Here is a 21,204-nt window from a genome sequence, read left to right on the forward strand (position 1 = left end):
CAAAACTTGTGCAGAATTTAATTTAACCATTATGCTCAAACAAGGACAAACAGGCAAACCAAGCATCAAACCAGGGGACACAGCATCAAGAGCAGTAACTTGAAGGTAAACTCAACATCTCAAAATGTTTCAGGCAATGAAGGCTGTCTTGTATGTAAAATAAAAAGGTTAGACAGGTTGGATTGGCCGAATTTCAGGAGCATTTTTATTTCGGGTCTGTCACCAAAGAACGCTAGTTTAAAAACGCCAGTTTCCGCAGCAATCAATTAATTCCATTGGAGTCTCCCTAAAGTCTAGTTGGTGTTGACAGATAGTACTAGTACGGCACCAATAAGGGCAAAACTGGACAGGCACATAAGCGTAAAACCCATAGACTGCGATGTCTGTAGAAAGAACCCAATCAATGGCGCCTCAATTATTGTTGCAGTGCGGTTCCAAAAGGACATCATTCCAAAACCAAGACCAGCCTGTCGGACGGAAACCGCTTGAGCCATCAGCACAAATGCCAAGGCGGGTACTGTGCCAGCCGATGCCCCAACAATAAGAACCCCGACAACAAGTCCAGCGCCCTCCAAGAAGCTCAATGCAAATATGCTTGCCGCTGTTGCAAATAGACCAGCTACGACAAATGGCTTTCGGCTGCCTGTTCGGTCGGATAACCACCCATAAAATGGAACGAAGAATATTTTTGAAGCCATATACGTGCTTGAAATTATGCTTGCATAAACGGGCGTTATCCCCTTGAAAGTTGTAAACAAACTTGGAGCCCACGTGACAAAACCCGACGAGGCAATGCTGAAGAATAACCACATCAGACCAATTTTCCAGATTTCCCTGTTTTTGAGACTTTGACGAATCCCTGTGTAATTCGTCGGGTTTGGTTCAAATTGCATGTGTTTATCTCTTATTGTGACTACAAAAAAAACTGCAAAGCCCACTCCCGCAACCGCGCCAAAATAGAAGGGGGACCGCCAACCCCAACTTTGCGCTAACAGGGGAACTATAAGAAAAGCTGCAACTGCCGAGATTTGCGCACCTATGGAGTAAATCCCCATTGCAGTTCCTAACTCTTTCTTTTGGAACCATTGGGGGATTATTGCGGCTGTACCGATTGTTAGAAAACAGCTCCCAAACCCCGTTATGAATCGCCCGAAAAGGGCAACAGAAAACGTTGTGGCAGATGCTGTGATTAAGCTGCCGATTGTAACTGAAATAAGTGTTAGAAAGCCTAAACGACGAAAACCGTATTTACTTATAAGCAGCCCCGCGGGAATCGCTAGGATGAAACCGGGAACTACCACAACTGACATCAAAAGCCCCGCTGTTGCAGCGTCTACTGCAAAAACCGACTGCATCGTAGTCATCAGAGGAGGCACTGATTGCAACGCAAAGTAGTACATGTCGCAACTAAGCAAGGATGCAGCCAGAATTACCCATCGGTAATTTGAAGCTGCTATAGGTGCCTGACCAGTTGCCATCTGAGGTCAACAAAAAATGCGGCTCAAGAGGCTAATATTACTTTGCAGAAAAACCCTCAAGGAACCCCAGATACGCTTGAGACTCCTTTCTCGAAGTTGATACAACAAAAACCTCAGTTCTCGCTACACAACTTATTCATGCACGCGGTCATTTCCCGTATAGATCAGCTTTTTCAGCCTTGCACCACAGTTGTTCGAAATAGTTATGAAATAATTCAACAAAACTAGGATGATTAGTGTTAAAACACGCAGACTCCGTAATCGACGCTAAAGGATCCATGAGTATCCCCACGGTTTTTTTGTCAAAACAGGCTCCAAGCGTTTTAGGCACAGTAGGCGTGTATCTCAGTTCAAAATTTTGGTGACCCATAAGAGTCTGAACCGTCTCTGGAAGAATTTGCCCATTTTCAGGTTTCTCCACAATAACCCGTGTTTTCACTCCACGTTCCAGCGCTCTTTTGTGGGTTTCAAAAGAGTACACCATAGCCTGAGAAAACCTCTTTAAGCTAGAAATCGTGTCATTGCCCCACTGTGCATTCTGCATGTGAATCAAAGCGCCTCTAATAAAAATCGTCTTCTTAGGGGTTATGTGGAAATCTTTTTCCTGTTCTTCAATAACCCCGCCTATACAACATCGCGCTTGTTCAATAAGTTGCTCGGTTTTCTTCTTAATCTCTTGGTATTCTTGTTCCTTTCTGCTTAACAAGAGGGAAATGCCATCCTGTAATGGAATAGCCTCAAACAGGTTTGGTACACCTATCGTTTTCCCCACCAACCCCATTTCCTGCAGATTCAAAATTTCCCGATAAGCATTTGACCTGTCAACAACTGCAGCTCTCGCCACAGATTTTATCGATTGCTTTCCATTCATCACTAAGGTCAGATAAATTTTAGCTTGTAACGCATTTAGTCCTGCTTTATTCAAGACCAAGATGTCCTCATCCTTAAGCGGCAATACTCATCTCTCTCCATCGGGACAATATGTGCCTGAGTGAATTAACACCTTGCAGTTGTAACTTACATACACCACGGCTTAAAACACTTTTGCAATAAACTCCTTCGCCACAAAAAATAGGAGAAAACAGAAATATGCCTAAAATAATAGTTGCAAACAAAAATAACACTAAAACAACAAAAACGGTACTCTCAGTTGCTCTGCTAGTTCTTTTAGTTGCAGCTGCGGTAATGACAAGCACTAACGTTGGCGCACAACAAAATCTTATTCCAACATACGCGTTCTCTGACGAAGGACCAAACCCCGTCGGGCTAGGTCAAACTTGCTCAATAGGCGGATGGATTGTTCCGGCATCTGTCGGGGCAGGCTCAACATACCAAAACTTAACCTTCATCATCACCAAACCAAATGGCGCCACCGAAACCATTGTTGTCCCTGAAACACGAGTGGAAGCAACAGCCAGTTTTTGGTACACATGTGACCAACTTGGAACTTGGAGTGTAGTCCTTGAATTCCCAGGTGATGCTACCCACCAAAGCGCGATAAGCCAACCTTACACATGGACTGTGCAATCCGAATCCATACAGGAAACCGAACATATTCCCCTTCCAACAGGATACTGGTCATACCCAATTAACGCAGAATACTGGGAATGGTACCAAATTTCTGGACCATGGTACAACTCCCGCTTTGATGCTTCACAGACCCAATTCAACCCCTACACCAAAGGCCCCAACACACCGCACATACTGTGGAGAGAACAGGTCGTGCCAGGCGGCTTAATCGGCGGGGAATCCGGATGGAACTCCGTTGGCGGAGCCTTCAACGGCACTGAACTTAACATGGGCATAACAAACTACGTTGCTGCTCAAGGCAGGCTTTACTACACAACCAACCAGTTCCAGAACGACACCATAACTGATGTGCCAATACTCCACTGTGTAGACCAAGCCACTGGAGAGGAAATATACGCAGTGACCCTTGAAAGAGAAGCAAGCTATGCAAGCTCATTCCACACATACCAACTTTGGCTTGACCTCTCAGGAATAATCAAGAACGGAGACGGCGTACAAACACCAGATCAAAACGGCGCATTTGACGTATGGGTCTCTGGAAACGGCTTATGGCGAATCGACGCTTTCACAGGTGGAACAATGTTCTATTGGCCTGGGAAAACAGGAACATACTTCAACGGAAACATTTACATGACAAATTATCCTGAACGGGGCGATTTGTCGATGTTCCAAACCAGCAAACTGGGTCAAGGTAACTTAACTCCAGAATGGACGATTCAAGCAGGACTAAACTACATATCGCAAGATGGCATCATTGTACAGAAATTCACAGGAACCTCTGCGCCATACATGAAGATAAAATCGTGGAACGCAACAACCGGAGAATTGATCTGTGATGGCGAAGACTTGGGAATTCCTTCCTCTGAAGGTTACACATGTGTCTACGAGGACAAAGTTTACCTTGTAGGCGCAGACATGAAAGTACACGCCATAAGCATTTTAACAGGAAAACAAGTCTGGGAAAGTGAACCCATGTCGTATCCTTGGGGTGCTTTCCAGTCTTATGGGCAATCCGCTGGTTACGGATGCGTTTACCAAGGCATGCTGGACGGCCACATATACTGCTGGAACGCAACAACAGGCGAACTCGTATGGAAATACTACAGCGGAGACACCATAGACACCGCATACGGAACATATCCATTCTGGGGCAACATCGTCGTTGCTGACGGAAAACTCTACTCAGCCACGGGCGAACATACACCTCCTCAACCTTACCCAATGGGATACTGCCTCTACTGCATTGACGCCTTCACAGGAGAACTCGTATGGAAATACCCAGGATTCTCAACCTTCACATTTGCACACGTAGGCTTCGGCGACGGCATATCATCAGGCATGTTATGGTATCAAAACATGCAAGACGGCTGCCTGTACATGTTTGGCATGGGACAATCAGCTACACAAGTTTCAGCATCACCCAAGGTCGCAGCCAAAGGCTCTAGCATACTAATAGAAGGCACCGTAACTGACCAGTCCGCAGGACAACCCGGAACACCCGCAATAGCTGACAAAAGCATGAGCGAATGGATGGCTTACCTTTACGAAAACGCTCCAATGCCAACCGACGCAGCAGGCGTAGAAGTACGTCTCACCGCAATCGATTCACGCAACAACACCATCAACATAGGCACTACCAGAAGCGACTCATCAGGAACCTTTGGCATGCTATGGACTCCTTCAGATGAAGGCTTATACACAGTCGTTGCTTCGTTTGAGGGTTCTGATTCATACTATAGCTCATACGCCGAAACACGAGTAGGCATAACTGCTTCCGCACAACCAGCAGTGGCACCAACGCCAACTCCAGCCATAAATCCGACGCCAACAGCAATACAGTCCGCTTCTCCATTGCCCACCCAAGTTCCACAACCAACCAGCAGCACTTCCACAACGACATACGTTGCCATAAGCGTAGCAGTAGTTGTCGTCGTAATTGCTCTAGCAGCAATTGCCCTTAGAAGAAAAAAATAAGCAATCAAATCCTTCCCCATTTTTCTTTTTGGAAAAGGCAGTTAACATGGGGCTGAGAAGGCTCTGGAAATGATTTCCAACTTTGCTCGTTGGTCGTCTCTCTCCAACGTTCCAGAGCCCCAGCAAACCCACAAACCAAACCCCAAAAAATTGTAAGTTATAGCACCTGAAGGAGCTTAGTTCTCCAAAGCAGTTTCTCAGCTCGTTCAAACACGTATGAAGAGAAGCTGCTCTTTGCTGAAACTTTTGCTGTGTCTGCAGTTTCACTCGCTATCCAGTCCCCAAGTATTGCGAGGCTATAAGCGACAGATGCAATTGAGGTATGTTTATCGTCGTTTTTGCCGTGAACGAATATGAACAACACAGACTGTGCGGCGGTTGAATCCACTCTGGCCATTGGCACGCATGTCGGATTAAATGAAAAAGAAAAGGAAAAGAAAAAATGGGTTGTTTATTTTTTCCTGACAATCAGGACGGCGACAACAATTATCAGCGCGATTAAGACTACTGAGACTGCGTAGAAGGCTTCTGCAGGGAGACTGTTTGCGGTGTTAGTTGTGGTTGTTGGTGAAGTTGAAGTCAAATCTACTGCGATGCCTGTTTCACCTGTTGATGCAAAGTACGATTCGGTTCCATCGAAGCATGCTGTGATTGTGTAGGTGCCTTTTTGGGCGGGGGTCCATGAGACTACGTAGTGACCTGATGTGTCGGTGGTTGTTGTTCCTATTGTTTCGGTGCTTCCGTCTGGGCCTGTGGCGTAAAGTGTCACTGGTACTCCGCGGGCGTTCTGAGGCATAGGTTGCTGTTCATAGAGGTAAGCCATCCAGTCACTCATGAATTCGTCAGCTATAGCGGCGGTGCCTGCTGCAGGTATGCCTAAACAGGTTTCTCCTGGCGACTGGTCAGTTACGGTACCTTGGATTGTAACTGCATTTCCTACGCCAGGTACTGCTGAAACGGTTGTGGCTGATTGCCCTTTACCGAAACAGTAGATTTGGTTGTCGTATCCGTTAAAGCCCACCAAGTAGCCTTCTGCAACTGCCATACCGGAAGTGAAGAAACCGTCTATGCTCCAGATTTTTTGTCCAGTTTGCGCGTTGATTGCGTAAAGTTCTGCTCCTCTGTAGAGTGGGTCACCGTATTGGATGCTCGATGCGGCGAAGACTTTGTTGTCAGCTACAACCATAGCGGACTGCATGAAGGGATATGTTGGGGTGCTTGTTTCGACGCCGCTGGATTGTGCTTCAAAGTTCCACAGGTTTGTGCCGTCTGTCAAACTAACACAGTGGATGCCGTCCATGCAAAGTTGGTAGATGTTGCCGTAGGCGTTGGTTTCATATTTCGGCGGGGTTGATGGTTGAGAGCCCCATGCGTTCGGGTAGGCTTTGGATGGCCCCCAGACTTGTTCGCCGGTGTATGCACTGAAACCGCACCACTCCATTGAGCCAAGGTGGAACTCACCGTACACTCCGTTGGATATTAAGCCCATTAAGGCGTATGAGGTGGACCCTGCGGGTAGGGTTCGGTTCTGGACCCACATTTGTTCGCCTGTCTTTGCGTTGTAGCCGATTTCCATCTGCCAGTTCTGCGGTACCTGCATATTCCCTGTGGTTGAAACTATCACTTCAGAACTAACGATAGAGAGTACTTGACCTGAATAGACTTGGGGAAGGGTTACAGTCCATTCGTATCCGTTTATTGCGTTCACTGTGCGTCCAACTGGAGGCCTCCACATCCAGTAGAAGGCTTCACCAGTTGACAGGTGATCCAAGTTGTTATTTGGGTACTCTAACGCTTTGCTTGAGTTCCAGAGCGTAAGGGTCTTTTGTGCAGTATTAAGTGAGTAGACTAGTATAGATCCGTCGTCGCCGTACATTATTGAACCTGAAGGCACGTTTGCTAAGCTGCAGATGTAGTTTCCAGTGAAGGCATCAAGCATTTGCCAGACGTTGGAGCCTTTTGGCGAAGAGAACGAATACACGGTGCCGTTGCCCATTGTGTACTGGTAGGTTGCAGGTTCCTGTGATACATAGTTCTCCCATAGGTACGGAATGGCACCCTGCTGGTTAGGCGAGTAGTAATTGTAGATTTGCCCAAATTTCAATATTGGATACTCCCAAGCTATGTCAGTTCCGCCGATGTGTGCTGAGGTTTGGCTGCCGATTTGGATTGGCCCCGTGCTGTTTTGCCACCAGAGTGTTTCGCCGGTGCGCAGGTCCACAGCGTAGAAGCCTTCTCGTGGGGCGGTGGCTTGACCTTCGTTGTAGTAGAGGACGCCGTTCATTATGATTGGCGGCGTGAATGCGCCTTCGTAGAGTTTGCCTGTGTAGTAGTTGGTCATGGTGTCGCCGCCGTATTCTCCGCCGATTTGACCGCCGAACATTAGCGGTTTGGTCCAAACAATGTGTGGGGTGTTGGGAGCTTTGGAGTAGGGGTTAAAGTTGCTTGTTGAGTTATATGTTCCGTAAAGCCAGTTACCAGCGATTTGGTACCAGTCGTGGTTTTGTGCGTTAATTGGTCGTTGCCAGTATCCGTCTGGGAGGGGAGTTTGAGGTAGGGAGGTTACGGGTTGCTGCTGCACAACTACTGAAACGGTGCTTGAGCTGGGTTCATAGTAGTCGCCAATGAAGGGGCTAGTGCTGTACAACGAGGGAATTGGCGGAGGGTTAGCATTAACCAGCTTTTGGCCTGCAAAGGTCATTTTAAAGGTGTATGTGCCCACCATGTCGGGAACAAAGGAAGTGTATGCCCAAGCGGTGGGGTTGGAGGTGAATTCACCTAGGTTTTTGGTTGTTCCAGTTGGGTCGGTGACTTCGACGTTGAATACCCAGTTGTCGCCGTATATTCCGTTTGCGGTGGGTGACAAGGGGTTAAGCCAGAAGCTCACGGCTAAGGTTTGACCAATTCCAACGGGGTTTGGTGAGGCAGTGATGTAGGCGTAGGTTGGGATATTCCAAGCGGGATCGTGTGCGTTGACAGCGGGCAAGACGGTAAGAGTACATAAAGTCAGCAGAAGAGTCAACAGGACAGCTGAAATAAGTTTATTCTTATTGGGTTTCATTTTCTTATCTCCTTAATTGCGTAGAAGTACGTTTCAAGGTGTTCCCTTTTAAAAGAGTGTAATGTATGACATACACATACTGCCACCCAAAAGGGCCACCCATAAAAAGCCTCACGAAACCAACGGATTGGAGCGCTGTTAGCCTTAGTTTATAGGCTATTAAGCTGCCGCGCATTCGTTAAAGAAAATTTAATATGGATGTCGATGGAGAGATTAAAATACACCTTCAGTTTGGTAGGATTCAGCAGGCCACCAAAACGGGGAATGGAGAGAAGGAGAGAGAAGCATGAAAGCTATTCCGTCCCTTGATGGAAACACTGCAACGTTGGTAGAGCTAGGGCTCACTATTTCGGAAGCCAAAGTGTACTTAACTCTTGTACAGAGTGGTCCCTCAAAGATTGGAGTAATTTCTGAAATTACCAGCATTCACAGGGCAAATCTATATCCCACATTGCAGTCGTTGGAGCATAAATGCTTGATTGAGAAAGAAGTTGATTTACCAGCCGTTTACCGAGCTACCTCACCCGACATAATAATACCGATGCTGATAAAGCGCAAACAAACACAGGTTTTTGAACTAAAAACAAAAGCAGAGGCTATTGCCCTAAGTTTACGCAGCAAACCCTGCAAGGTTTGTGCAGCAAAAGAAAAAGCATTTTTCAGTTTAATTCCAGGAAAGGAAGTCATCACCCACAAACTGAGAAAAATGCTTCAAGAAACAAAAATTAGTTTAGAAGCAGTTACGACGAAAAATGGTTTTGTCGACACTGTTCTAGAATTTGGGGAAGACTATAAGGAAGCATTAGACAGGGGAGTAAAAATTCAAATTGCTACGGAAAGCAACTTCGCACAGTCTGCCTTCAAGATAGCTCAGGCGCTTGCTGAAAATTCGTTCTTTGAAGTTAAATGCTTAACACTGCCGGTTGATGCAGGCGTTTTCGTATTTGATAAAAAACAAGCGACGGTTTTGATCCCGTCTGAAGATAATTTGGACGGCGTGTCAGCCTTGTGGTCAAATAACGAATGTTTCGTGGCTATAGTTAAGACCTACTTTGAAAACAAATGGAGAAGCGCAGACTAACAGGTCAGTTAGAGACACAAGTCAATTTGCTAGGTAAGTTTGTCTAAAAGTATTTTAATTATCCTTTGGCCTGCCGTGCCGTCACCAAACGGGTTAACCCAAGCCCGCTCTACAGAAAGCATCGCCTTTGAAGCTTCAAGAATACGCTCAGGGTCAGTGCCTGCTAACATGTTTGCCCCCACATCTAAGGTCTCAGGGCGCTCAGTGTTTTCCCTCAACGTAACACAAGGAACCCTCAGAATGCAAGCCTCCTCCTGAACCCCACCTGAATCAGTCAAAACCAATTTAGCTTTGCTTTCCAGCTGCAGAAACGCCAAATAATCCAAAGGCTCAACCAACGTAAGCCCACTAACGTCAATGCCAAACAGTTCCAGTTGCTTTTTTGCGCGCGGATGAATCGGGTAAATAAGAGGAAGCCCAAGCTCCTTTTGCACCAACTGAAGCCCACGAATTAATTGGCTAAAACGGGTTTTGTCATCAACGTTTTCCTGCCGATGTGAAGTTGCCAAAACGTAGCCGTCAGCTGGGATGCCCAGCTGACTGAGAAGTTGCTTGTGCGATTCGGCTATGTTCATATTTTGAAAAACCGCGTCCACCACGGTGTTGCCGACCATGAAAACCCGGTTGCCAGAAATGCCCTCATGCAGAAGAATCCGTTTAGACTTCTCGGTTGGAGCAAACAGAAAATCCGAGCAGTGGTCAGTCAAAACACGGTTTGTTTCTTCGGGCATACTGCGGTCGTAGCTACGCAAGCCTGCTTCGATGTGCCCAACTTTGATTTTAAGTTTCACGGCGGATATTGCACCGGCAAGAACAGTGTTGGTGTCACCTTGAACCAGCACCACATTCGGAGACTCCTTTTGGAGGACTTTTTCGATGCCTATGAGCATTTCGCCAGTTTGTTTTCCGTTTGAGCTGGAGCCGACATCAAGGTTGTATTTGGCTTGAGGTAGCTTCAGTTGTTCGAAGAAGACATTGTCCATGTTGTATGAATAGTGTTGACCAGTGTGCAAAATGAAGTAGTTTAGGTTGAGTTTTTGGAATTCGCGGATTAAAGGGGAACACTTCACTATTTCCGGTCGTGTCCCCAAGATGATGGCAGTTTTCAAGAGTACTAAGTTCCTTAGTTGTTCAGGTGCAATTAACTGGTATTGATTTAAGCCTTAAAACGCTATTGCTACATAGGACTGACTCCACAATAGCATAACACAGTTGTCGTAAATTAATTGTTATTGTACCTGTGTGGATATGCAGAAAAATATTTTGCATAAAAAGAAATAGAGTAAATATCTTGTCTCTTACGGGTTAGCTACGTCTGCGTATAAGTAATGCTGCTATAACTGCGACGATTATCACTGAAGCTACGGGCTGCGACTATGTAGGTTGGAACAATTGATTGACTTCCAAGGTTCGCAACTGCACTTGGATTTGGTGACGTTGTTACTTGACCTGAAGGCGTAGTTGAAGCTCCGGCTGAAATGCTTGTTTCTGCAACTGAACCGCAGTATGACCTGGAGCCACACGAATGAAGCGATGATTGTGTACGAGCCTTGCACTGTAGGCGTCCAAGAGGCTGCGATGTGACCCATTAAGTCGCTTGTTGTCTGGAAGGTTTGGGTGTTGCCGTTGGACCTGTAACGCAGATTGCTACGGGTACGCCTGTGGCATCAGCGGGGTATTATTTGCTGCTCATAAAGTCTCCAGCCATTCACTCATGTATACATCGGAGATAGCAGGGGTGTCTTTTGTGCCTGGAACTTGTCTGTCATCGTTCATTGCACAGTTATTGAGTTCCCTACACCGGGGTTGCTGGGTTGCTGTAATCGCTGTTGTCCTTTGCCAAAACAGTAGATTCGGTTGTCGTAGCAGTTGTCTTTTACCATATAACCGTCTACAATAGCGGAGGGACCGAACCAGCAGTTCATCGTCCAGACAAAGGACACATACAGTTGCGTCGACAGCGTCAATTTTTTGCCTCGGAACAGGGGGCTATTGGGGAGTGCTCGCTTGTTTTTATATAGCATTTGCCGTCAGCCCATCAAAAGGTCGTATCGGTAGGGGTATTCGCCGCAAGGGTGTTTCTTCTCCTGCGCTTCCTCCGAAGAAGTGGACTTGCAGGCTACCTGTTTACATGTCACAGCAGTAGAGGTGCCCACCAAAAGTTGCAGCGTAAAGATTTCCGTTGCCCGCGGTCACGGGTCCACCGTACATGTCGAAAGCGCTGTTGTCTTAGAAAGTTGGTCAGGCATTGTTTAGAAGGCAAACCTGGCTTAGTCAGACACTTTGGCGAGAGGTTACCGGCTTTGGCGCCTAATCCAGTAAGAGCAACAAAAAGGAGGTGTGCTGATGAGGGGGTTAAACGATTTTCCTGAGGTATTTGGAGTAATCATAAACGGAATTCAGGGGTATTGTATTAAACCAGCTGAATTCAGTATGTTCCGAGTTTAGTTTAATTTCCCCTTCAGCGGAGGTCACCTCAAAAGCCAAAATTATCTTTATGCGATCAGGGGTTTCTTCAATCCGCCAGCCAACAATCTTTCCAACTTTCACGTCTAATCCCGTTTCTTCTTTGAACTCCCGCTTCAAAGCGTCTTGAAGAGATTCGTTTTCTTCCACATGTCCCCCAGCAACATGCCAGTAGCCTTTAAATGGTTCTACGTTGCGCTTCAAAAGCAAAATCTTGCTATCTTTAACGTAAATGCCATCAACACAGATAGAAAAAGTTTTTCCAGAGGTATTTATGGCGTTTTCGGTTATGTTTTCGTCCATCAACCTAAGCGTAGCCATCACCTTTTCCATCTGGTAGCTGCTTCGATAGTTACCAGCATATGCGACGGGTTTGAATTTGTCCTGTCCAGAACCAGCTTCGCTATTGTCTGCGTCGTCGACGGTTTCGATAGTTATGTAGCCTTTCTTGAAAGATAAACCAAAAAAGGCAACTATCGCCGTTACAGCTGCCACAGCTATCAGCACCGTCATGGTCGGAAAACTGCTGCTGTCCGCAGCTGGAGTGGCTGTGGGCTGCTGTGTTTGCAAAGGTAGGGGTGAATTGGAGGTTTGCGGCGTTTGAGAAGCCACAGGAGAAGAGGATAAGCTTGCTGATGCACTTGGACTTGGCGCAGTAGAAGAGGTTTCTATGGGAACGATGGGGTCTGATATTACGGAGAGGATATGATTTTCTTGCACGTTGGCGAAGTTAAACGACGTTAAGTTACCTTGATCGACATCATCCGCGTAGACATGGCTAACAAAGCCTGAATCGGAGGTTATGTTGAAAAGTTGAGCCTCACCATAATTGACGGAGATGTTTCCAGGCATAATTACGGAATGCTCATCCGTTAGAGCCGTGATGTTGTATGTGTTTATGGCGAAAGATACGTCTATCGTGTGGTTTTTAGTCACGTTATTGAAGGTGTAGGAGTCGGTGACGTTTTGTGAAGCGTTATCCACAAGCATTTTGTTGACGTGGTAGCCTTCGTTTGCCGTGAAGGTAAAAGTTTGAAACTGGCCACTGTTAATGACGACAGACCCAGATGGCGTGATGGAGCCATTTCCGCCAGCAGAGGCTGAAATCGTGAAAAGCTTAGTTGAAGACACGTTAACTATGTGCGGTGCCGTCACATTAGTAAAAGTATAGTTATAAATCTGACCCAGTGAAACACCGTCAATTGAAACATCAAAACGATAGCCTGACGAAACGTTAAAGCTGAAAGTTTGACACCCAGAATAATCAAGCGTCATATTTGAGGGCATAACACTTGAGTACACATCTGTCAAAGTCGTTATAGTGTAGGTTTTCCAATTTAGCTCTGAGATAGAAGAAGAATCAAGCATTAAAGTTGTAGTACAATTATCAGCATTCCAAACACCCGTGGTAAAAGTAGGCTTACCAAGATTTGTCCACACATTCACTACTGCACTATCGTTAGCTGTAAAAGTTAAACGATCATTTACAAAGAAACTGGTACAGGTAACAAGTGGTGTATTATTTCCAGCCAAAATGTTACTCATATAAATTAACATCGTATCGCCAGTAACAGAGTTGGTTAAGTTGTAATAGTTCGCATAAGAAACAGGGTCTGGATGCGCATATGGCCCCATAAGACAGATCGTAGCGAGATCACTTGATGATAAAACATAGTTGCTGTAAACACATATATTGTCAAGACTACCCGCGAAGTGTTCCCGTCCCTCTTGATTTGCCCCAATTCTAAAACTTGCTGAAGAAGAGGAAGGAGTGCCTAACATAAGGTCAGAAGCCACTAGGGTATTATTGAAATACATACTAACAAAGGTATTTTCTCCAGAAGATTCGCAAGTTAAAGACACCAATGTCCATGAAGCAGGTATCGTAGTGTTTGAGGTCAGCGATCTCCAAGCGTTACCGGTTTGATCTCGGAATTGAAAAGTAATCTTGGAATTTTGATTACAGAAAAGCTTATAGTTCCAGTCTTTTGTAATTATTTGGCCAGTGCCATTAGTTTTTTCACTTCTATACACCCAAGCCATCAAAGTAAACGGAGCAGCCAAACTTAAATCCGCTGACGACCCACAATCAACATAATTTGTTAAACCATCAAAATCCAAAGCTTTACCGTATGCTCCATTAACCCATAAGGGCGCAGGTATTGAAAGGGTTCCAGTATTATTATTTCCACTATAATCAGAGGCCGTTGAGCCTGCGCCTTCATTAAAAGACCAGAATCCAACCAGATGGTTTTCCGAGGAAACACCTTTTTGGGGAGTTTGGGAAAAAGTCACATCTGAATTAAAAGCCATTACACAATTGTTAAAATCTAACAAATACGAGTCTCGACCCGCAACAAGCACACCACTAAACAAGCCTAAAAAGAGCGTAATAGTCAATACACAAATAGAAGCATGTAATAGGGATGAATGTTCCACTAGAATACCTCATCAAAAAGCGATCGACATAGTTTACGAAGTAAAAAGCAAGACACTGTATAACAAAGCAAGAGAGTTTGATCAACATAGCGGTCAAAGAACTGGGCAGTAAGCAACAATTGTTTTACGGTTATACTCTTTTCGAAATTAGTCACACTAAGATGAAAAGTGGGCAAAAGTGAAGCAGTGTACCCTGAAGCTAATAGCACATTTTTAACGTTAAACATGTAGCCACCAACTCTCCTCCAAATTAATAAGCCATTTTTATGTTTTCACCAAGCGATGCATTTAAGATTTGCGATATTTGGCCTAAGACTGAACTAACCACAAGAGAAAAGTTGCCCGAAAAATTATAGAGAGGAAAAAAACGTGACTATCTCGGCACGGTTTGGAAAAGATCTGGAACCCAAATTTTTAACGCAATATGAAGCATACCAATTCCCTAATTTTGCAAGTTGTTCTATACTAAATTTTTTGGACAAACCGTAAATTAATGCAGAAACGAACGCATCACCGGCCCCAGTAGAATCAACGCATTGAACAACATTTGCAGCACACTTGAAGGTTCTCTGTGGCGTCACCATAAGACACCCAGCTCTACCCAGTCTAAGAGCAACTAAAGGAACTCTGTGACAAACAGTTTTTGCTATCGACGACAAATCAGCTTGATTTGTTAAAGCTTTAGCTTCATCATAATTCAAAGTAAGGACATCACAAGAATCAACTAGTTTTTCGAAAGAAGCCCTTTTTTCAGTCACCAAATTATGAGCAGCAATATCAAAAATTATTTTGACATTGAAGGATTTAGCAATATCCACTGCCTTAAATATAGCAGACTCTTGAAGAGCAGTAACTAAAGAATAACCAGTCAGTAGAATACATTTTGCACTTTGTATACACAATTTATGTTTTTCTACATCTTCTGGAGATAGGAAGTCATTTGCGCCTCTTGAAACCAAAAAAGACCTTTCACCATCTTCCGCAACAAAAGTTGTTATTATGCCAGTTGGAATAAACTTATCGAAAATCAATTTAACGTTTACACCCTCACTCAGCAAGTTGTCTTGGTAACAAAAGCCAAAGGTGTCTTTTCCAGCCTTGCCAATTAATGTAGCCTGCCCGCCCAACCTTTTCAATCCAACAGCTATATTGCCAATACCTCCAGGTTCAATCTTCATCGGGACATAACTCGTTCCCCCTTTAATCAAACTTAGTTTTAAGGGGTCTTGTCTAATCATGATATCAAAAAAAACATCGCCCAGTACAACGCAGTCAATTTTTTTAGCCTGATTCATAATGAAAAAACTCTAAACACCAATTTAAAACTAATCTGAATTCCGATGTTATAGCTAAGCTATAAAAAAAGGTCACATAACGCCGTAACGGAGAATACTAGTACCTGCACTAGAAGAAGGTATCGGAAGATTCATCAAATCAAGAAATGTTGGGAACAAATCAACTAAGGCACAATTTTTAGCAACGGTACCGATTTTGCGTACTTTAGGCCCGGAAATTACAAAGCGAGAATGATTATCTTTAACATCGGGGAGATACCCATGCATGCCCCGCACTTCGGCACCGCCCTGCCAGAAGTTTGGAAGAATGACATAACCTTCGTTTACAGCCCAAAATATTTGACCATGACTTAAGTTCGTGAAATTGCAGTTTTGTTCTTTTAAATATTGCGTTGATAATAGGTGGCCAGACGTTAAATCCGAAAGGATACGTTCGAGTTCATTCTGAACTTGTTCATTTTTCACCCAAAAACGTGCAATTGTTGAATCAAGAAAATATACATAATCATCGTTTAAACGCAAAGATGTTTTTCTCAGAATTTTTTCAATATCGACTGTATAACTCACAGGCACATGTCCATGATCGCCGAATACAACCATATTCACTTCATCATATACCTGTAGCAAATGAGAAAAGATTTTTTCGACAGCGATATCGACACCGGTCAGTGCATGTTTGCTTTGTAGAGATGAAGGACCAAAAGAATGACAAAACCAGTCGACCTCTGCAAAATGAAGCCAAACAAAAGCAGGCTTTTTGACCACCTCTTTTTGAAATTTAGCAACTATTCTATCGGTTCGTTGATCTGAACCAGGACTCCCTATGAATAACCAGCGTACATTGTTTTTCTCGAATATGTCAAATAACGTTTCAACCTCTGGAAGAAATTGTGGATCCCAAGGTGGAAGCTTCTCGGCGATATCGAAATTTTTCAATGATGATTGCGGGATGTAGGAAGCAAATCCAGGAAGATGGAACACGTGATTTCCTAAAAAGCCACCCAATACCCTCGTAAGTTTGTTGCGCCGTTCTAAAAATGAGAGCAGTTTCATTCGTTTATACGGTGAAGTTTGCGGCGAATATATGTGAAGAAGAAACTTGTCCGACTTTTCAGGGTAAAGCCCAGCAAACCAAGTAGGGTGGAGACAGTAACCTAGTGGCGGCACTAGCCGTCCAGTCACCCCTTTTTCAGCCATCTTTGAGAGAAAAGGCGTATCTTTACCGAGCATATCATATCGAAAGGCATCTATCAATATTGCCACTGTAACTGATTTCGAAGCGCCAGTCATAGTCGTGCCTCAATAAAACGGGATATTTGTTTTTGAAAAGAAAAACGCAAACTAAATGGATCGAAAGTATTTTTCAAAACATACTGCTTTAGTTGCTCCCAAATATTAATCGAAGAACCTTTCCTGAAATTTAGACCAGTATGCGTGTAAAGAACTCGACAAGCAGTATTTAACATATCTTGATTCAAGGTTCCATCACGATTTACAGAAAAAAGTAGATAAAGACGTGCTGCCAAAAATGCACAAGTTGGTTTCTTGTAAAACATCTTATGATTGGGCCAGCATTTGGTATTATTCCAAAAATTATGCACTGTACCGAAATTATAGGTCAATGGATGAGGACATTGTTCAACGAAGCTCAGGATCATATCATCAATATTTGTCGCTTTCATATGATAAAGTCGTTCCAAAGATACCGCGAAAGAAAGCTCAGCCAAATCTCTTGATCTGAACCACAAATCTACTGCAGCTTGCTCTACTTCGCTGCTAGGCTTGAGTTTATATGAGGCTGCCTGCTTAACAAACTCAAAAACGGAAGGTTCCAATTCATTATCTGGAAAACGCTTAGCAATTATTTTTTGAAAGGCTTGAAAAGATTCAGTTGGGGAAATAGAATATACACTTTCTGAAATTAGTAAGGCGTCAAAAGCCCCAAGGGCAAGTTTCATTGCTTCAAAAGTCAGATGACGTTTCTCGCTATGATGCAGTCCAAGGGATGTTGAACAAGGCGAAAAAGGAATCAGGGCACCAAAAACTCTATTGAAAAGCAAGCGTAATCCATCCACCACAGGAATATCTTGCGAGTTAAACTTAGGAAGTAAGCATTTTATATCGGGACCATAAATGCACTGTGACAACTGAAAATCATAAAGAAATTTTGTCACAGGTAAATCATGTAACTCATGAATGTTCCAAACGAAGAACTCATACACAGGGTGACCGGACATACTATAAACATTTTTTAGGTTCGTTAACAAAGAAGGATCTAAATTAGGCAAGGACGCCCAACCATTTGTAACCACAACAAGATCATAATCGCTTATTAACTCAACGTCAGGACCGTTTACTGCAACAGTACCCTTGGATGATGCATACCCACCGGTTAGGTATATACTTACAACGTTCGGCAAGGTCTTGAGCACATATTGACTTAATACCCGAAGATTGTGGCTCAACACAACATTAATCTGAGACACAGTTTTTATGTCAGTATACCCAGTTGCGGACCAATCGATGTTTTGTTTAAGGATATTCATTATTTCCATTTACCCGACCATAAGTTAAATCTATTTCTAAGTTGCGCCTAATAAATTAGGCAGCACGCGGTGTTGGTAACTTTTTATCGTGGGGAGTTTAAGCGGTAACTCGTCGGATAAAAACTGTTGATTCTTCGATTGCTGTTAACTGCCGCCAGATTTTTCAGAAACTTTGGAGTTAATTAACTGAAGGAGAAAACATAAGTGGACTCATTGTTACGGTATCGATGCTGACACTCAACAGGGGTACTGGCTTTATTTGGGTATCTTACCTTCGGGCATACTATGCTTGCTGTCGGGAATGGTCTCATTTGGTTTGGTGATGCTTTGAATGTTATCGGGTTCTTTTTCAGGTTTGTATTCTGTATTGGTGATTTTATAACGATGAGAATCAACATGGAGAAAGGGACCGATGAAAAGTTACCAGAACTCAACACGCTAATAACGTGAACAAAACCAAAAAGCAAATGAAACATAGAGGAGTCCAGCACAACAAAAGGCACAGTATCCAACTAAGGAGAAAAACTCTGATGCCGATCAACTAGAAAATCACTAAAGGCTATTGTTGAATTTGGTTGCCACCCATAATTAATCTGAACAAGCAGTTCCCGCACGCTTGACCAAGATGGAGAACCTGTGTCAGCAAAAAGATCAAAAGGAATAATTATTTTTCTCCAGCCCTCGGCATCATCTTTAATATTATTGTAACTGTAATAATCGGATACACTTTGTCCTCTAATTACGATATTGAAAGTTGCTTCTGAAGAATTGCCAAGAAAATTGAAAAACAAAAAATCGTAAGCAGACCAGTTCTGAACCTGAGGAAAAACATATCGCAAAGTGAAGCGTCCAAATGGGCCAGCAGTTAAAGACGCATTTATAAAGTTAGTTGCATTGGTTTGGTCAACTATATAATTTGTGAGAGAAAGATCCATATTTCCAGAACCGTATCGCTCAATCAACCACTCATTCAATGTCTGATTATTTTCTTGCATTAAAAATACTGGATTTACTAGTTGGAACTGCTGATAAGCAAAAATATAGAGCTTATCAGATATTTCAAAAATTGGTTCACCAAGCCATTTAGTGTAGGTATCAACTATAAAGCGGAAGTTACTTTGCGGTTCAAGCCTATAAGTCAAAACTATAAATACAGTTTTTGCACCTGTAAGATTCATTATTTGGTTAAGTGGATAGAAGACGTCAGATTCTTTTGAAGGTTGCACAGTTTTCAAATATAATTGCCAAGGTTCAGCAGAAAACGGTCTTTCCGAAACAAACAAATAATTCCCAGTTGAGGTTACAAAAGTTTTAGCACCAAACTCAGAAAGAAAAGCAGAGGAAGTAAACAGATCACCAAAAACATAAAAATTATTTGACCAATCGCCCTCTACGTTTTTTATAAATTGAGCAGCTTCAAAATCGTATTCAGAAATATACCTCAAAGATTGAGCGTTGTATGGTCCCACACTATTAACCCTTGGTAAACCGCCGTAAACAGAACTAACAATCGTTAAAGATATTACAAGAACAAATAAGAAAGAGAAAGATTTGAATACGAGTTTCTTTTTAAAGCGGGAAAAAAGATAGAAAGTGAAACCAACACGCAACTTGGTGGCAGACTCCATTACGAAGTATAAGCCCAGAGAGGTCAAAACGGTGGAAATCAGATTTAGACAGTAGAAGCTTCTGTAAGCACTTTCGTCAGCTACAGAAAGCAGACCGCCTGTTATGAGCATATTCATAAATGAGACAACAACTAAAACACAAACCAAGCACACCCAATTTAAATTCGCGCGACGTCTTATTGCAACAATTAACCCTAAGGCAAGAAAAAGGTACAATATATACGAAAAATTATTCAGATAGCCATAAAAAACTTGCCCCCAAAATGAAAGACTATTGTTAATCCAAAAATTGGGAAAGATTAAACTAAAGAGTTGATGGATACTGACATCGGGATTAAAGGAAAAAGAAAACACTTTCGGAGTCACAATACTGGTGAGATAATAAACTAAAATCATGGATATGCTACACAAAAATGAAAGTAGAATTAATCCCATCAAAGCCAATTTTGATTTTATGCGAGTTTTGCAGCCCTCTGCAAAGGGTCTAAATTTATGAAGGTAAATGCTTAAAACCGCAGCGATTAATGCAAACTGACCAACCCATTGGTGAATCAGCACAACAACCATAGTGAAAGTTAAAGCCACAAAGAGAGAAGGGCACAACAATTTTTCGGTTTGTATATACTTAATCCAAAAAGTAATTCCGATAAAAAGGAAAACTAATGCAAAAGTTTCCCCTTTTAATGGAGGAATCACGAGAAAGACAGTATGTTGAGAAAAAAGAACGAGAACAGCAGCCAATAAAGCAAATTTCTCGTTTATTATACCCGTGCAATGTTTCGCTTGGATATAACATGTCACGGGAATATAAGTAAAAAAGAAAATAGGAATCACCAAACTGGTGAACATTGGGTCTATGTTTAGAAATTTTGACAGTATTACTACAATCACATTCAAACCTAAGTAAGGTAGCTGTTTGTGAATAAGTGAACTTGCAACTTCAATCTGCCCAGGATCGGAAACGAAACGTCCATACTCTGCAAGATGACGAGCCCAAACTATATTTATCCAACTCACTGGCTCCACTGGAATTATGAAAATCAGCAAATAGATAGAGGTTGGTATAGCGACAAGCAAAATTATGTATAGTAAGAGTGTAGTTGTCTTTCGCCGCGCTGAAGAAATCATATAAATTAGAATCGCGGTTGCCAAGAAAAAAGAAACAAAGAAACTTACAGGCATTACGTCTAAAACAGACTTCAGAGATTCGCGGGTATGCACCGAATAAAGCAAGTAGAAGCAGATGAAAACCAGAATCAAATAAAGAAGATCAATCTTGGGAGGCAATTTCAGCCTGAAATGAGGCTTAAAAGAAGAAGAGCAGGAGCATTTGGGATCACCGGTGCAAGAACGGGTTTTCAGAGCCAAAAATGTCAGGATACCGCTAAGTAAAGATAGACTTAAGACTATCATATTATTAGAAAAGTCAAACAGGAGATAAATCAAAGAACCACTCACAGAAACTAGCGCTAAAAACAAAGCAGTTCCATAAAAAAACCTAAAAGCTGTTGATTCATTTCTAAAAAACACATTTCCAGTGAAGATAATGTTTGGAATGAAATACAACAAAAAGTTTAGAAAACCAATTACTGGTGAATTAAGATTAAGCCATAGACCAATCAACCCCATTATGGACAGCGTAATACAAGTCAGGTAATAAGTTCTATGAATAATGCTCACCAATCTTGCAAGGAAAAATACAAAGC

Annotated in this window: 13 protein-coding genes; 2 read left to right on the top strand and 11 right to left on the bottom strand. The window is 43.0% G+C overall.

Annotated elements, in window-relative coordinates; all coding sequences use genetic code 11:
• Positions 1-293: 293 nt before the first annotated feature.
• Both ACBZ72_07645 and ACBZ72_07650 read right to left on the bottom strand, forming a co-directional pair.
• Positions 294-1,478, bottom strand: coding sequence for a nitrate/nitrite transporter (locus tag ACBZ72_07645; GenBank protein XES76053.1), 1,185 nt, complete (start codon positions 1,476-1,478; stop codon positions 294-296).
• Between the two features lie 148 nt (positions 1,479-1,626).
• Positions 1,627-2,433, bottom strand: a complete 807-nt coding sequence (locus ACBZ72_07650) for a TrmB family transcriptional regulator (protein XES76054.1) — start codon at positions 2,431-2,433, stop codon at positions 1,627-1,629.
• Between the two features lie 134 nt (positions 2,434-2,567).
• Here ACBZ72_07650 and ACBZ72_07655 point away from each other — a divergent pair, with 134 nt between their 5' ends.
• Positions 2,568-4,982, top strand: a complete 2,415-nt coding sequence (locus tag ACBZ72_07655) for a hypothetical protein (GenBank protein ID XES76055.1) — start codon at positions 2,568-2,570, stop codon at positions 4,980-4,982.
• Positions 4,983-5,433: 451 nt separating this feature from the next.
• Here ACBZ72_07655 and ACBZ72_07660 read toward each other — a convergent pair whose 3' ends face one another.
• Entirely contained in the window at positions 5,434-8,043 is a 2,610-nt protein-coding gene (locus ACBZ72_07660; GenBank protein ID XES76056.1) for a PQQ-binding-like beta-propeller repeat protein, read from the bottom strand.
• 286 nt (positions 8,044-8,329) lie between these two features.
• On the opposite strand from ACBZ72_07660, the gene ACBZ72_07665 reads away from it, so the two are divergent.
• Positions 8,330-9,124, top strand: a complete 795-nt coding sequence (locus ACBZ72_07665) for a TrmB family transcriptional regulator (protein ID XES76057.1) — start codon at positions 8,330-8,332, stop codon at positions 9,122-9,124.
• Between the two features lie 29 nt (positions 9,125-9,153).
• Here ACBZ72_07665 and wecB read toward each other — a convergent pair whose 3' ends face one another.
• The 8 genes from wecB to ACBZ72_07705 form a co-directional block, all read right to left on the bottom strand.
• Positions 9,154-10,233, bottom strand: coding sequence for a non-hydrolyzing UDP-N-acetylglucosamine 2-epimerase (gene wecB, locus ACBZ72_07670; GenBank protein XES76058.1), 1,080 nt, complete (start codon positions 10,231-10,233; stop codon positions 9,154-9,156).
• Between the two features lie 663 nt (positions 10,234-10,896).
• Positions 10,897-11,148: a hypothetical protein gene (locus ACBZ72_07675; GenBank protein XES76059.1), complete on the bottom strand. Its 252-nt coding sequence runs from the start codon at positions 11,146-11,148 to the stop codon at positions 10,897-10,899.
• A gap of 103 nt (positions 11,149-11,251) precedes the next feature.
• Positions 11,252-11,335, bottom strand: a complete 84-nt coding sequence (locus ACBZ72_07680; protein ID XES78666.1) for a hypothetical protein — start codon at positions 11,333-11,335, stop codon at positions 11,252-11,254.
• 144 nt (positions 11,336-11,479) lie between these two features.
• On the bottom strand, positions 11,480-14,029 hold the full coding sequence (locus ACBZ72_07685; GenBank protein ID XES76060.1) for a LamG-like jellyroll fold domain-containing protein: 2,550 nt from the start codon (positions 14,027-14,029) through the stop codon (positions 11,480-11,482).
• A gap of 350 nt (positions 14,030-14,379) precedes the next feature.
• Entirely contained in the window at positions 14,380-15,324 is a 945-nt protein-coding gene (locus ACBZ72_07690) for a carbohydrate kinase family protein (GenBank protein XES76061.1), read from the bottom strand.
• A 72-nt stretch (positions 15,325-15,396) separates the two neighbouring features.
• Positions 15,397-16,614: an alkaline phosphatase family protein gene (locus tag ACBZ72_07695; protein ID XES76062.1), complete on the bottom strand. Its 1,218-nt coding sequence runs from the start codon at positions 16,612-16,614 to the stop codon at positions 15,397-15,399.
• Positions 16,611-17,870, bottom strand: a complete 1,260-nt coding sequence (locus ACBZ72_07700; protein ID XES76063.1) for a hypothetical protein — start codon at positions 17,868-17,870, stop codon at positions 16,611-16,613. Before ACBZ72_07700 ends, ACBZ72_07695 begins: the two co-directional genes overlap by 4 nt.
• 512 nt (positions 17,871-18,382) lie before the next feature.
• Positions 18,383-21,127, bottom strand: coding sequence for a carbohydrate binding domain-containing protein (locus tag ACBZ72_07705; protein XES76064.1), 2,745 nt, complete (start codon positions 21,125-21,127; stop codon positions 18,383-18,385).
• Positions 21,128-21,204 lie beyond the last annotated feature (77 nt).

This window comes from Candidatus Bathyarchaeia archaeon (assembly GCA_041447175.1).
Classification (GTDB): domain Archaea; phylum Thermoproteota; class Bathyarchaeia; order Bathyarchaeales; family Bathycorpusculaceae; genus JADGNF01.